The following is a 14667-nucleotide window of genomic DNA, read 5'->3' as shown; positions in this document are numbered from 1 at the left end:
GTATTGTTGGTCATGCGGTGATCTGGTCGGGGTTTGTGGTTTCGATTCCGTCTTTGAACGTGACGCCTGTGATGACTTTTGCGAGGTAGTCAAAGCCGCGTAGCTTCCTCCAATTTTGCTCAGCACATTGCCCCAGTTTGAACATCATGTGCAGCATGCCATCGCGTGACAGGCAGCCCTTTGAACGCTTGGTACGATGCCGGATCGTCGCGAAGGCCGATTCAATTGGATTGCTAGTGCGGATGCTTTGCCAATGCTGCGCCGGGAAGTCGAAGAATGCCATGAGTTCCTCACGATCTTTTTGCAGGCATAGTGTGGCCTTGGGATATTTGGGTTCGTAGGTTTTGATGAACAGATCGAACGCCTTTTCTGCATCGACTTTGGTCTCGGCCTGCCAGATGTCGTGCAGCGCGGCCTTGGCTTTTGGCTGAGACAGCTTGGGTAAACAATTGAGCACGTTCATCGTTTTGTGTTGCCAACAGCGTTGATGGCGGGTCTCAGGATAGACTTCGTCCATGGCCGCCCAAAACCCCATGGCACCGTCCCCGATGGCCAGTTTGGGCGCATTCATGCCTCGGCTTTTGAGGTTAAGCAGAACCTCGCGCCAGCTCTGCGTGGACTCGCGCACCCCATCCTCAATTGCCAGAAATCGCTTCTTGCCACGGGCAGTTACCCCAATAATAACAAGGGCACAGAGCTTGTCATCCTCGCCCCGAAGGCCGCTGTGAACGCCGTCGGCCCAGATATAGACGATGGGCTCGTCATCTAACTCAGCGCCTTTCCAAGCCTCGTATTCATTGGCCCAATCGCGTTTTAAACGCGAAACCGTATTAGCCGACAAGCCAACGGCATCTGGGCCCAGAAGAACCTTGAGGGCGGGAGCCATCTCGCCGCTGGAGATCCCTTTGAGGTAAAGCCATGGCAAGGCCGCTTCCAGCGTCTTCGTGCGACGCACATAGGGCGGCACCAGGGCAGACCGGAATGTCACCGGTGTGCCGTCCTTGGACCGAACCTTTGGAATGCGCACGCTCACAGGGCCAATGCCCGTTTGAAACGGGCGGGCCGGATGATGTCCATTACGCACGACTGCCGCGTGACCGGCATCGGTGCGTAAGCCGGTAAATTGCGCCAAATAACTGACAAGCTCAGCCTCAACTGCTGTCGCGATCAATTGTTGTGCTCCCGTTTTCAGCAACTCCGTCAACGCGTCCGTCATCTCGTCTCGACGCGCAAAATCAACAATGTTAGTAGTTCCCATGGTGGTGTATCTCCTTTGGTTGGGCTGCTGTCTTCCAACAACAATTCAACCAGATACGCCGCCAACCTTCAAACCACTCAAACACCAGATTCAGTCATAGCTCATCGTCAGGCAGTGTTTCATCTCGGAAGCAAATACTCTGTGCTGCTGTTTCAACACATTGCCAGTCTGCAGAACCTCAAGCACGTCACTAGTAAACGGTTTAGCGTTGCTGATTTGAGAGCGATGTTTGGGATACCAGAAGGTAAGGTGAATAGGTTCGCAATGCTCAATCAGCGTGTCCTTAAGCCTGCCATTGGGTTCCTGAGCATAAAGGTACGAAACACGACATAGCGTTTGCGGTATAATATTGGACTGACTGGCTTTTTCTTGTTTTTGCGCCCCCCGTTTACGCACTGATTTTATGCGGCCTTTTTTGGGGGCAGTATTCCGAGGGTATCTTTGAGCTTTTCTTCAGAGAAATCATATTCCCCGAGCATGTTAACCCGCATTCCCCAAGTAACTCGACGTTTTCGCGCCTCTGATTGCCAGTAATGTGTTTTATTTCAGCATGTTAATTGGGCCGGAGGTTGCGGATTATGGATCACCCAGAGGGTGCAGGCAAAACGGGTGATGGGCGGCTTGGTTTTGACCGCCGGGTGCGGCTGAAATTTCGTGGCACGCAGCTCAGTTCCGATGGCGGTTTGCTGGTGATGCGCGAGTTGGATGACGTGCTCGGATTGTCTAATCTTGCGTCGGGTGCGCTCAATAACAACCGCCGGGGCAAGAAAACCGTTCACCGGCTCGGGGGGATTTTTCGACAATCGGTCTATGGTCTGCTTGCGGGCTACGAGGACGTCAACGACGCAGACCGACTGGCCCTTGATCCGGTCATGCGCCAGGTTGTCGGTGGCCGTGCAGTCGAGGTGCAGGCAGCATCGGCCTCGCAGATGGGACGGTTCGAGACCGAGACATAATCCTATGTCGCATTACGTACCTTTATGCTTATAGACCCGCAATTGCAGACCAACTCGCCGCAAAAGGCGTCAAGTTGGCGCTCGGAGCATCCGTCTATGATCCAACCGACCCAATGGGGAAAATGTTCTTCAACATCCTCGCCACATTCGCTGAATTTGAATCTGACCTCATTCGGATGCGAACCCGAGAGGGCATGGTCACCACCGCTTACGCTGAGGGGCTGCACCATGCCTGCAAGGGGGGGGGTACCTCGGAGGGACCACCGGAAAATTAGGGAAGTCCTACAAGCATGGTACAAGTCGCAATATAGCCCCCTCCGCCTCAAGGTCGACAATAGAGGCTATCAATGACACCCGCAGGCTCATCAACGGCCTGATCTTAGCTGGCTTCCATACTGAGGTGCTGGTGACCTATCCTCATTGCTGGAAGTCAAAAACGTTCATTTTCGCCAAAAATATGGCGGACAGTGGTTTGGAATGTGGTGTGTAGGCTTTGGTGTCTTTATTTTATAAACAAAAGCATCATGTTAGCGTTATAGTTCGGCGGACTATATATCCGCCATACCCTGCATATGGGGTCTGATACTGGAGGGGGCAGGATCGTACGCTAGGAGTTCATGCTCCACTACCGGAACGGACCCCATATAGCGAGATATATCATGTAGGCCCCAGCGACGACAACCAAGCCCCAGCCACCGCGCAAGAAGTTTTCGCGCATATTCAGATTGGCCTCACGGCTTGCGCGTAAGCGCATACCTTCGAGGCCGTATCTGTCTTCGTAGTCGGCAGCGGTATGGTCGCGTCTGGCACGATAGCCGTATATCCAGGCGGCCACAAAGCAGATTGCGGTCATAAAAAGGATCGTCGCAGCGGCAATATAGTAAGTGGTCATAGATCGATTTCTTTCGGTCAGATGCTTAAACGCAGCTATAGCAGAATTACAAAGTTCATGAAAAGCGCGTCACCCCTTCGGGTTTGGCGCTGGCTTTGCAGAATCTTGGAGCTATGACTGAATCTGGTGTTTGAGTGGTTTGAAGGTTGGCGGCGTATCTGGTTGAATTGTTGTTGGAAGACAGCAGCCCAACCAAAGGAGATACACCACCATGGGAACTACTAACATTGTTGATTTTGCGCGTCGAGACGAGATGACGGACGCGTTGACGGAGTTGCTGAAAACGGGAGCACAACAATTGATCGCGACAGCAGTTGAGGCTGAGCTTGTCAGTTATTTGGCGCAATTTACCGGCTTACGCACCGATGCCGGTCACGCGGCAGTCGTGCGTAATGGACATCATCCGGCCCGCCCGTTTCAAACGGGCATTGGCCCTGTGAGCGTGCGCATTCCAAAGGTTCGGTCCAAGGACGGCACACTGGTGACATTCCGGTCTGCCCTGGTGCCGCCCTATGTGCGCCGCACGAAGACGCTGGAAGCGGCCTTGCCATGGCTTTACCTCAAAGGGATCTCCAGCGGCGAGATGGCTCCCGCCCTCAAGGTTCTTCTGGGCCCAGATGCCGTTGGCTTGTCGGCTAATACGGTTTCGCGTTTAAAACGCGATTGGGCCAATGAATACGAGGCTTGGAAAGGCGCTGAGTTAGATGACGAGCCCATCGTCTATATCTGGGCCGACGGCGTTCACAGCGGCCTTCGGGGCGAGGATGACAAGCTCTGTGCCCTTGTTATTATTGGGGTAACTGCCCGTGGCAAGAAGCGATTTCTGGCAATTGAGGATGGGGTGCGCGAGTCCACGCAGAGCTGGCGCGAGGTTCTGCTTAACCTCAAAAGCCGAGGCATGAATGCGCCCAAACTGGCCATCGGGGACGGTGCCATGGGGTTTTGGGCGGCCATGGACGAAGTCTATCCTGAGACCCGCCATCAACGCTGTTGGCAACACAAAACGATGAACGTGCTCAATTGTTTACCCAAGCTGTCTCAGCCAAAAGCCAAGGCCGCGCTGCACGACATCTGGCAGGCCGAGACCAAAGTCGATGCAGAAAAGGCGTTCGATCTGTTCATCAAAACCTACGAACCCAAATACCCCAAGGCCACACTATGCCTGCAAAAAGATCGTGAGGAACTCATGGCATTCTTCGACTTCCCGGCGCAGCATTGGCAAAGCATCCGCACTAGCAATCCAATTGAATCGGCCTTCGCGACGATCCGGCATCGTACCAAGCGTTCAAAGGGCTGCCTGTCACGCGATGGCATGCTGCACATGATGTTCAAACTGGGGCAATGTGCTGAGCAAAATTGGAGGAAGCTACGCGGCTTTGACTACCTCGCAAAAGTCATCACAGGCGTCACGTTCAAAGACGGAATCGAAACCACAAACCCCGACCAGATCACCGCATGACCAACAATACTCAAACACCAGATTTGACAATAACTCAGAATCATCTTGTTCTAGGCTAGCAAGAACGTCGGCGCCTGGGATTTCTTGTGATACGATCCTGCCCCCTACCCAAAGTGACCCCTATATGGGTCTGTTCTGGCTGCTTTCACAACATCGCCAAAAACGTTCAACAACCCCAAAGGTTTTGAACAGGGTTTGTGGCAGCGTCAATCAGAGCAAGGCGCGTGGAATTCCGAAAAGTAGCAAGACGATTGCCAAGCTATTCACGGCCTGCGAAAACACGGTGAGACAAGCCAGTCTTCGAAAGGGATCAAGCGATGGTAGTGAAAAAGTCCACAAATGTACCGAAGGCTTTTGAAGACGACTACGCTAGTATGATCGCAATAACTGACGATTTTTGTGAAAAGCACCTTAATCACGAATATTTGGGACTGGCGAGATATGCCGTAGCGGGGCTTTACCGCAAACGCCCCACACCTCTCGCTTCAGGAAAATCCCAGACATGGGCTTGTGCTATTTTGTATGCCCTAGGGCAGGTGAATTACCTCAGTGATAAGTCAACTTCTCCATATATGGCGATGGCTGATCTAAGTGGGCTTTTTGGTATTGCCTCAAGCACCGCAGGAAACAAAGCGAAGACCGTGAGGGAAGCTTTGAAGATGCACCAATTGGTGCATGACTGGATGCTCCCAAGCCTTGTCGCCGAAAATGACACGGTGTGGCTTATCTCATTCAACGGTTTGATTGTTGATGCTCGTGAACTGCCCCTCGAAGTGCAAGAGGAGGCTTATGCAAGGGGTCTTATCCCTTATATTGAATAGCTAAAATCCTTAGACTGGATACCCTACCGCTCACCTGCACGTCCCCATCCAGTGCCAAAAAGGAGCGCAGCACGGCTCAAAAGGTGGTTATTTGGGTGGATAATATTTACAGCCTATTCGTATAAGCCCCGCGGATTCAACTCGCCAGTGCAACTTTACCCACGGTATGATGCGTGAGGCAGCGATGCCCAAGTGCTTCTCACCGTCTAAAGTAAAGGAACTCAAATGCGAGCCTATCACCGCCTCACTGAGGGACAGCGTAACCAAGTTTATGCGTTGAAGAAAGCAGGTTTGAAGCAATATGCCATTGCGGATCAGATCGGCGTGAACAAATCGACGATTTCGTGGGAATTTACGCGCAACACAGGCCTGCGCGGATATCGCCCCAAGCAGGCGCATCGTCTGGCTTGCTCACGGCAGGCACAAATTTGCCGGACCCGTATCTCGGATGCGGCGTGGACTGGGATTGAAAAGATGATCCGGGAGGAATTGAGCCCCGAGCAGATTACAGGTCATCTGAAAGATATTGGTGAGCCAAGCGTCAGCCCAGAATGGATCTACCAGCATCTCTATGCAGACAAGCGTAACGGTGGCGACCTTCACACCCATCTGAGATCTCAAAAGCAACGGCGCAAGCGCTATGGCAGTACCGAGCGGCGCGGTCAGATCAAGAATAGAGTATCCATTGAGAAACGCCCTGCAATCGTCGACCTGCGCAGCCGCGTTGGGGATTGGGAAGCAGATACCATGATCGGCAAGCAGGGACACTCTGTCCTTGTGACACTGGTTGAGCGCAAGACGCGATTTACCCTTGCCTAAAGGCAGTCAATAAAACAGCGCGGGCTGTCACGGATGCTATCTGTGAACACCTTAAGCCCCATCAGGAAAGGGTTCTCACCTTGACCTACTACAATGGCAGAGAATTTGCTTACCATGAAGAGATTGCCCGCGAGCTGACTGCCGAGGGTTTCTTCGCGCACCCCTATTACTCCTGGGAGCGGGGCCTCAACGAAAACACCAATGGTCTGATCCGGCAATACATCCCAAAGGGAAAAGATATTGATGATCTGAGTGATGAGGACGTGGCTAAGATCATCGAAAAGATTAACAGCCGGCCCAGAAAATGCCTTGGCTTTAAAACGCCAAATCAGCTATTCCTAGGGCCCAAACAGCATGTTGCACTGGCAAGTTGAATCCGCGCACTTCAATACGCAGAATCTGATTAATTAGGGTACAATGACACCGGCTATCGTTGCGAAGATCGCCGACAGCTTGACAGTGCCTCTTAAACAAAAAGCACAGCAGGTGAAAAAATGTTCACATTAATGGAAATGATTATTTTGTAAATAATTGTTATGAAGCATAGTATTAACGGCTTTATGTGTGGATTTGGGGCGTATCTAATTCGATTACGTGCAGTTTTTTATCAAACAAATATCTTGCCTTTAAGATAAATGTACGTAAATTTAAGCTCAACAGGAGAGGAAATGGCATATTCTACGATTATGCTTCGGCTTGATTCTATAACTATGACTGCCTTTGCTGGCTGGTGTCCTTGATCCCTGAGGGCGGCGGAACCCACCTGACGACTCAATAAGAAATGCCTTTAAAACCTAAGGAGAACCCTATGAAACTCAAAACAACCGCCGCGCTGTTCACCGCCGCCTGGCTGATGGCTCTGCCTGCCGTCGCCCAGGACCAGGCTGACCTGATTACCCCAATCGAGAACAAGCTGACCTTCGTCTTCATCCCTAAAGTGATCCATCCCTGGTACGACGTCGTGCAAGCGGGAGCCGAGTATGCCGTCAACGAAATGGCCAAGCGCGGTGTCGAGATCGAGATGATCTGGGATCAGCCGCCCCAAGCCGACGTGGCCGATCAGAACCGCCGTATTGAGACCAACATCGGCCGCCAGCCCGACGGCATCGCCGTGGCTTGTCTGGACCGGGTGACTAACGTGCAATTGATGAACGAGGCCGTCAAAGCGGGGGTGCACGTCATCAACTTCAACTCGTTCTGCGACGATGCCTTTCCTTTCGTTGGCCCCAAGAGCAGCGTCCAGGACGGCTATGACCTGGGCGAGTATCTGGCGGAAGAACTGGGCGGTGAAGGCACGATCGCGATCCTCTCGGGCAGCCTGACCGCTTCGGACCACGTAGAGCGGATTGAGGGTTTCAAGGACGCCCTGTCGCAGCATCCCGAGATGGAGATCGTGTTTGAACAGCCGGACAACGACATCCTGGATCAGGCAATAACCCTGACCGAAAACATGCTGCAGGCCCATCCTGACATCGACGGCATTTTTGGCTCGAACGCGTCGAATCCGATCGGCGCGGCGCGCGCGGTGCAGAATGCCGGCAAGGCTGGCGAGATAGTCATCGTCGGAATGGACGACCTGCCCGAGGCGGTGGATTTTGTCTGCAGTGGCGTGATCTCCGCCCTAAAGGCGCAGCGACAGTGGGACATGGGATACTGGACGATCCTGTATCTTGTCGCGATGAACGAGAACCACACCTATCCGATGGCCCACGACACTGGAACCCGGTTTCTCACCCAGGAGGATTGCGTCGACAAGTAAACGAGCCTTTTTCGGGTGCCGATTTCTGTCGGTACCCGGATCAACCGTCCCCCGCACACAGTGAGTTTGCCATGCCCCAAACCGACTCTCCCCTTTTCGAAGCCAGAGGCATCACCAAGACCTTCGGTCCGGTGCAGGCCCTTGCGGAGGTTTCGCTGACACTGAAACACGGCGAGGTGCATTCGATCATTGGTGAAAACGGGGCGGGCAAATCCACATTGATGAACGTGATTTGCGGTCGGTTGTGTCCCAGTTCCGGAGAGCTGTGGATGGATGGTCAACCAGTCAGCTTTGCTGCGCCGGTGGACGCCCAGCGGGCTGGAATCGCCATCGCCCCCCAAGAGATCAACCTGGTACCTGACCTCAGTGTTGCCGAAAACATCCTGCTGGGCGCCCACCGTGGCCGTATCTTTGCGGTGGATTGGGCCGCCACCCGCGCGGCGGCGACCGAGATCCTACACGAAGTGGATGATAGCATCGACCCGCGTGCCCGGGTGTCTGATCTGTCCAAGGCCCAGCAGCAGCTGGTGCAAATCGCTCGCGCTACAGCCACCCGTGCCCAGATGATCATCTTCGACGAACCCACTGCTGCCCTGACCGTGCGCGAGACGGACAAGCTGATGGCCTATATACACCGGATTACTGCCGAGGGGAGGTCCGCGTTTTACATCTCGCACCGTCTGGACGAGGTGCGCGACTTGTCCCACCGCATTACCGTCTTACGCGATGGTGCCACCGTGGGGACCATCACCCCCGCCGAGGCCAGCCGGGCACGAATGGTGCAGATGATGGCGGGTCGACTGCCCAAGGCGGCCACCCAAGGGCTGCGTGATCTGTCATCCGCTCGCACCGTGCTTGAGGTTGAAGGAATGAGCCGCGCTGGCGAGTTCGACGACATATCGTTTGTCCTGCGTCGAGGCGAGATCCTGGGCGTGTCCGGACTGATCGGATCGGGACGGACCGAGATGGCGAAAAGCCTGTTCGGCGCCACCCGTGCCGATCGCGGCACGGTCCGCATCGATGGTGTCAAAACGCGTTTCAAAAGTCCTGTTGACGCGATCGCCGCGGGCTTGATTTACTTACCTGAAGAGCGCAAGCAAGAGGGGATCTTTCCGCTGTTGTCAATCGCCGAAAACACGGCGCTGCCTTCTTTGGACCGCTTTGGCGGATTGCTAACCCTGCGCAACCGCCAGATGATGGACGAAGTAGAGGCCCTGGCGTCGCAGATGAAGGCCAAATTCAATGATCTTCGTGATCCGATCACCAGCCTGTCGGGTGGCAATCAGCAGAAATTCATCATCGCCCGTTGGTTGATGCACGACGCCAAGGTGCTGATCATGGATGAACCTACACGGGGTATCGACGTCAACGCCAAGCAGGAGATTCAGGCGGTTCTGCGCAACCTCACTGAGGAACGCGGGCTGTCAATCATTCTGATTTCGTCGGAAATGGAAGAACTGCTGGACGTCGCTGACCGCATTCTCGTGATGCACGACGGCAAGGTGAAGGGCACGGTTGTCCGGGATGAGACCACGACGCAGGAAAGCCTGCTGGAACTGGCGATACGCTAAACAAAGTATAGGATGACCATCATGCAAGACGTACACTCATTGATTGCCGGCGCGCGCTCGCGCAAGGCACCTTCTGCCGTGACCCGTTTCTGGCAATGGGAGGCCAGCGGAATCCTGGTTGCCCTGATCGTGCTAACTGTGGCACTCTCGATTGCGGCGGATAACTTTCTGTCTACCTACAACATGTCGGTCGTCGCACGTCAGGCGGCCTTTGTCGGCCTTCTTGCGTTGGGACAGACCCTTGTACTTCTGGTCGGCGGAATTGATCTTTCGGTAGGGGCCACTGCGGGCCTGTCGGCCATTGTCGGATCCATCGCGCTGACCCAATGGGGGATTCATCCATGGCTGATCATTCCCTTCACCATGGCCTTCGGCTTTTCTCTTGGAGCGATCAACGGAATCTTTGTGGCCGGACTCAGGCTTAATCCCTTCATCGTCACCCTGGCCACTTGGGAAATCTTCGCTGGCATGACCCTTGTGATCACTAAGGGCTACCCTATCCGCCCTCTCGGACCTGCCTTCACGATCTTCGGCCAAGGCGAGATCATGGGCGTGCCCTTCCCTGTGGTCCTATTCCTTGTCGTGGGGTTGGTTTTGATCTGGATGCTTAGCCAGACTCGTTTTGGGCGTAATATCTTTGCCGTGGGCGGTAACCGCGATGCGGCAATATTGGCGGGCATAAGGGCACGGCGGGTTGAATTCATTGCCTTCGGCATGGCGGGTGCATTTTCGGCCCTCGCAGGGATCCTTTATGCCAGTCGCATGGATGGAGGCCAGCCTTCGGTCGGCGAGGGGTGGCTAATGGGGGCGATCACCGCAGCTATCCTCGGCGGTACTTCGTTGCGCGGCGGGCAAGGTTCCATTGTGGGAACCATGCTGGGCGCACTTTTGCTGGCGGTGCTGGCAAACGGCACGGTGCTGATGAACGTCTCGGGCTTTTGGCAGCGCGTGATCGTAGGCGGCGTGATTCTTGTGGCGGTGCTGGTCGATCTGCTGCGGCGCCGATAATGAAGGGAGCTGAAAGGCTCGTCTGGTATCCTTCGCCTCTAACAGATACAATCCGTACTAGGTATCAGCATGGAGACCACAGGCAATGAACGACAGCTTTTCTGACAATCTTAAGACTCGGGTGAGCTGGCTCTATTATGTCGAGGGCATGACCCAAGACGAGGTCGCAGGACTGGTCGGGCTGACCCGATCAAAGGTGCTGCGTATCCTTGCCAACTCTCGCGCCGATGGCACGGTGCAGATCAAAGTTTCGTCGAAGATGTCTGATTGCGTCAAACTTGAGCGCAAGCTTGAGGCGCAATTCCGCTTGGAACGCGCAATTGTTATCCCGAGCCCCCAGAAGCAGGAGGACATTCCGCGTATCATCGGCCGCGAGCTGGGGCAGTTCATTTCTGGGGCAGTGCGGGCGGACATGTCCATCGGACTGGGCTGGGGCCATACCCTCAACGCCTCCCTGACCGCCATCGAGCAGAAAGAGCCGGATGGCATCAAGGTCATCTCCCTGTTGGGTGGGCTGACTCGGGTGCAAAGGGTAAACCCTTCGGAATTCGCCTGGCGGGTGGCGGACCGGTTGTCGGCCGAATGCTATCTGATGGCCGCTCCGGTCTATGCGCCCGATACCCGAAGCCGCGAGGCGCTTCTGCACCATCCCGGCATCGCTGAGGTGCAGGAGCGTGCCCGCAGCCTGGACATGGCAATCCTGTCGGTGGGGGACCTGACTCCGGACTCCACCTTCATGCGTTATGGCCTGTTATCCAGCGCTGAGATCGTATCGCTTGAGCAGGCCGGGGCCGTAGGAGACATCTTATGCCGCTTCGTCGATACTGCTGGGCAGGTGGTGGACCACCCGGTCAATGATCTGGTGCTTTCGGCCGATCACCGCGAGCTGACATCGACGCGGCACATTGTCTTGGCCTCCGGGGGGTGGCGCAAGGTCCCCATCATCCGCGCGGCCCTGACCGCGATGCCCGTGTCGGTACTTATTACTGATCAGACAGTGGCCGAACGGCTGTGCCTAACGGCTGTGCCTCAGGACGTTCCGGCCTGAGTTAGGCGATGATCGGGATCGGGTTCAAGGGAAGCTGATCGAGATCGTCCCAGCAGAATGTGGCGGGCATCTCCTAGTTTGGCTTGGAGCCGGCGAACAGCTTGAAGAAGGTCACTGAATAGGCGGAGTTCACGCTCACATTCGCGCGGAACGATTACCATGTGCGCAGGTCTGGTCTTGTCGCGGTTTAGTTCCGGTCTCTTTCGAGCAATGTTTGATATGAAGCAGATATGGAATGGCAACGAGATACAGACGAGTTTAGGCGCGATGCTGTGCGCATCTCAACCACCAGTGGCCTGAAGCGGCCTCAGGTTTCGTCGGATTTGGCGGCTGGCCTCACCCATGCGCTTTGAATGTAACCGCGTCGTCGATCTGGCGGTACGCTGCCGGCTCGCCAAGGGGGACCGATACTGCCTCTAGAACTCGTCTGCGATTGGACCAACCGAGCGCGGCTGCCGCGATCCCTGCGGTCTCCTCAATGACTTCGGCGGTCAGACGCCCCAACATTGCGATCAGGGTGCGGCGCAGCAGAAGATCCGCGAGCGTTCCCACCCGCTCGCTTCGGCACAGTTCGCCCAGTTCTTCGGAGGAATAATCGGGCAGGGATCTGAGCATTGTTTCCTCGGTGCAGGTCATCGCAATCCGTTCGGCTGTCGTTCCGTATCGCCTAAGAAGCGTTCCAACGCGGCCGGCGGGCAATCCTGACACGTCCGCCACCCGGTTGATCCAACGAGTACGATCGGCCGGATTGCGCGGGAAATCTTGCCCGCCGCCGATAGCCATATCTTCCGTTTTGGTCCTACGCGGCTTGCCGAGATGTGCGAGGATGCGCCATGCCGCCTCGGCGGAAAACGAGCGAAACGTCGTCCACTTGCCGCCGATTAGGCACAGGACGGGGGTGCTCGGTCCGAACGTGAATTCTGCGATGGAATGATCCCGCGTTACCAGACCGATGTCGCCGTCGGCGCGGGGAAGCGGACGCACCCCGCAAAAGCGATACCGTACATGTTCCTCTGAAATATCAACATCGGGAAACACTTCGCGCATTGTGCCCAGCATGTAGGATACCTCTTGGGTATCGCAGCGCGCGGTATCTGGGTCTTCCACCGGAATATCGGTCGACCCGATCAATACACGGCCCATAAACGGATAACAAAGGTTCACCCGTCCATCGGCGGTGCCGAAATAGATCATATGCCCGTTTAGTGCCTTGTAGAGCGCGCGGTGCTCGACAATGATGTGCGATCCTTTCGAACCACCCATCAGTGCGGTTTTGATGCCCAACTCATGGTTTACGGCGTCGATCCAGGCGCCTGCGGCGTTAACGATGATGCGGGGCCGGACGGTCTGAATAGAATCGCCCTGCTGATAGGTTACGCAGTCGCCTTGGGTCCCGATCACGTGGGCATGATTGATTGCGCGGGACCCGGGGTTCAGTTTCTCGCCGTCAAGTAACAGCTCAAGGCCGAGTCGCTCCGCGTGAGTAAGTTGCCCCTCATAGTAAAGCCCGGCCGCAATGATATCGCTGTCCATACCGGTCACGAGTTTCTGAAGCGCTTTGCGATTGAGGATTCGGTGGAAAGGCATCGACTTGTGGCGACGACCGTAGGTATCGTAAACAAGGAGCCCGGCGCGCGTAATCAAGGAACCCCGATCGATCATCTTTGCCTTGAATCTGAAGAATCGTTTGACCGATGGCCATATTCCGGAGAAATGGGAGCGCAGCGGTAAAATCGTGGGCAACGGCGAAACGTAGTGCGGCGCGTTTGCCAACAGACGGTTGCGCTCGACCAGCGCTTCGCGGACCAGTCCGAATTCGCCCGTCTCAAGATATTTCAGCCCACCATGCATAAGCCGCGACGAGGCGGCGGACGCGCCAGAGCAGAAGTCATCCCGTTCTATTAGAACGCAGTCGACGCCCTGTGCGGACAGGTCTCGAAATATGCCGCAGCCGTTAATGCCGCCACCGATGATAAGAACGTCGATGTTTTCGGGCTCAGACATTTTCAATCGCCACCTTTAAGGCTGCGCCGCTTTCCGCCATCTCGAAGGCGCGAGGCGCCTCGTCGAGGCCGAAAGTTTCGGTGATAAGGGGCGCTACATTCAAGCGGCCCAACGCAACCATGTCGAACGCATCATCGAAATTCCGACGGCTTAGACCAAAGGAGCCGGTGATCGTTATCTCACTGTAGTGAATGGCGTTGATGTCCATTTCCGACACGTCGCCTTTGGAAAATCCTGCGAAAAGGCTTACCCGGCCGCCATGGGCGACCATGTCGGTCGCTTGTCTGGCCAAGGCAGGAACGCCGATCGCACAAAGGACCACATCGGCCCCGCGACCGTCTGTTTCGGCTTTTACGCGCGCCGTGACGTTCTCTGTCCCTGGGTCGATCGCAACATCTGCGCCAAACCGCATTGCGGCGTCGCGTCGGTATTGATTGGGGTCGGACACGATGATCTTCATCGCGCCACGAAGCCGCGCGAGGAGGACATGCATCAGGCCGATGGGCCCCGCGCCGATGATCACAACAATATCCGCGAAGCCCAGGTTCACTTTTTCCTGGCCGTTAAGCACACACGACAGCGGCTCGACCAGCGCGGCCTCACCAAAGGTCATGTTTGCCGGAAGTTTGCGGACGTTGCCGCTGTCCACCGCTTTTGACGGGATACGAACGAATTCTGCAAAGCCTCCATCAATCTCATAGCCAAAATTCATGCCTTCTTCGCACAGGTTTTCTGCGCCCCGCTTGCACCGGTAGCATTGCCCACAGGAAATTGCAGGGCACAGCCCGATACGGTCGCCCACTGAAAATTCTCTGCGGCCGCCAGTGTCGACGATTTCCCCCGCGAATTCGTGGCCCAGGATCGAGGGGTAACGCACGCCCAGCGTCTTACGCCCGCGAAAGATTCGGATGTCGGTCCCACAGACAGTCGCCGCCCGCATACGGATCAGAAGATCCCCAGTTCCAATCACCGGGATTTCTACTTCTTTGAGGGTAATTTGGTTTGGTGCTTGTAAGATTGTGGCTTTCACAATGATAAACTCCCAGTTTCTTTTGTTCATCTTATATATAAG

Annotated in this window: 12 protein-coding genes and 2 pseudogenes; 10 read left to right on the top strand and 4 right to left on the bottom strand. The window is 55.4% G+C overall.

Features of this window, described 5'->3' with window-relative positions:
* Positions 1-10: 10 nt before the first annotated feature.
* Positions 11-1258, bottom strand: a complete 1248-nt coding sequence (locus tag OA238_RS23940; protein ID WP_015494114.1) for an IS256-like element ISOan6 family transposase — start codon at positions 1256-1258, stop codon at positions 11-13.
* A gap of 114 nt (positions 1259-1372) precedes the next feature.
* Between OA238_RS23940 and OA238_RS34210 the strand changes: the two genes are divergently transcribed.
* From OA238_RS34210 to OA238_RS35450, 3 genes and pseudogenes are all read left to right on the top strand, one after another.
* Positions 1373-1591, top strand: coding sequence for a replication initiation protein (locus OA238_RS34210; RefSeq protein ID WP_015497198.1), 219 nt, complete (start codon positions 1373-1375; stop codon positions 1589-1591).
* Between the two features lie 245 nt (positions 1592-1836).
* Positions 1837-2211, top strand: a pseudogene (locus OA238_RS23930) (IS1380 family transposase); the annotation flags it as partial.
* Positions 2175-2489 carry a recombinase family protein gene (locus tag OA238_RS35450; RefSeq protein ID WP_083906818.1) on the top strand — a complete coding sequence of 105 codons (315 nt, stop codon included), beginning with the start codon at positions 2175-2177 and terminating at the stop codon, positions 2487-2489. The pseudogene OA238_RS23930 and the gene OA238_RS35450, both read left to right, overlap by 37 nt.
* A gap of 350 nt (positions 2490-2839) precedes the next feature.
* Here the strand turns inward: OA238_RS35450 and OA238_RS23920 are convergent, their stop codons facing one another.
* Positions 2840-3106, bottom strand: a complete 267-nt coding sequence (locus tag OA238_RS23920; RefSeq protein WP_044037503.1) for a hypothetical protein — start codon at positions 3104-3106, stop codon at positions 2840-2842.
* A 211-nt stretch (positions 3107-3317) separates the two neighbouring features.
* Here OA238_RS23920 and OA238_RS23915 point away from each other — a divergent pair, with 211 nt between their 5' ends.
* The 7 genes and pseudogenes from OA238_RS23915 to OA238_RS23885 all read left to right on the top strand — a co-directional run bounded on the left by OA238_RS23915 (position 3318) and on the right by OA238_RS23885 (position 11591).
* Positions 3318-4565: an IS256-like element ISOan6 family transposase gene (locus tag OA238_RS23915; protein ID WP_015495721.1), complete on the top strand. Its 1248-nt coding sequence runs from the start codon at positions 3318-3320 to the stop codon at positions 4563-4565.
* Positions 4566-4882: 317 nt separating this feature from the next.
* Positions 4883-5386 carry a DUF6398 domain-containing protein gene (locus OA238_RS23910; RefSeq protein ID WP_015497196.1) on the top strand — a complete coding sequence of 168 codons (504 nt, stop codon included), beginning with the start codon at positions 4883-4885 and terminating at the stop codon, positions 5384-5386.
* A 225-nt stretch (positions 5387-5611) separates the two neighbouring features.
* A pseudogene (locus OA238_RS30820) lies at positions 5612-6579 on the top strand (IS30 family transposase).
* A 434-nt stretch (positions 6580-7013) separates the two neighbouring features.
* Positions 7014-7964, top strand: a complete 951-nt coding sequence (locus OA238_RS23900; RefSeq protein WP_015497195.1) for a substrate-binding domain-containing protein — start codon at positions 7014-7016, stop codon at positions 7962-7964.
* A gap of 71 nt (positions 7965-8035) precedes the next feature.
* Entirely contained in the window at positions 8036-9535 is a 1500-nt protein-coding gene (locus tag OA238_RS23895) for a sugar ABC transporter ATP-binding protein (RefSeq protein ID WP_015497194.1), read from the top strand.
* 21 nt (positions 9536-9556) lie between these two features.
* Positions 9557-10543 (top strand): ABC transporter permease, encoded by a 987-nt coding sequence (locus OA238_RS23890; protein ID WP_015497193.1) that lies wholly within the window; start codon positions 9557-9559, stop codon positions 10541-10543.
* 85 nt (positions 10544-10628) lie between these two features.
* The gene (locus OA238_RS23885) at positions 10629-11591 is read left to right on the top strand and encodes a sugar-binding transcriptional regulator (RefSeq protein ID WP_015497192.1); all 963 of its coding nucleotides are present in this window, start codon (positions 10629-10631) and stop codon (positions 11589-11591) included.
* 336 nt (positions 11592-11927) lie between these two features.
* Here OA238_RS23885 and OA238_RS23880 read toward each other — a convergent pair whose 3' ends face one another.
* Both OA238_RS23880 and OA238_RS23875 read right to left on the bottom strand, forming a co-directional pair.
* Positions 11928-13595, bottom strand: coding sequence for a glycerol-3-phosphate dehydrogenase/oxidase (locus OA238_RS23880; RefSeq protein WP_015497191.1), 1668 nt, complete (start codon positions 13593-13595; stop codon positions 11928-11930).
* Positions 13588-14655, bottom strand: a complete 1068-nt coding sequence (locus OA238_RS23875; protein WP_275450481.1) for a zinc-dependent dehydrogenase — start codon at positions 14653-14655, stop codon at positions 13588-13590. Before OA238_RS23875 ends, OA238_RS23880 begins: the two co-directional genes overlap by 8 nt.
* Positions 14656-14667: the final 12 nt, after the last annotated feature.

This window comes from Octadecabacter arcticus 238, from assembly GCF_000155735.2.
Classification (GTDB): Bacteria; Pseudomonadota; Alphaproteobacteria; order Rhodobacterales; family Rhodobacteraceae; genus Octadecabacter; species Octadecabacter arcticus.
The sequence above is the reverse complement of the archived record's forward strand: the minus strand, read 5'-3'. Positions and strand labels throughout refer to the sequence as shown.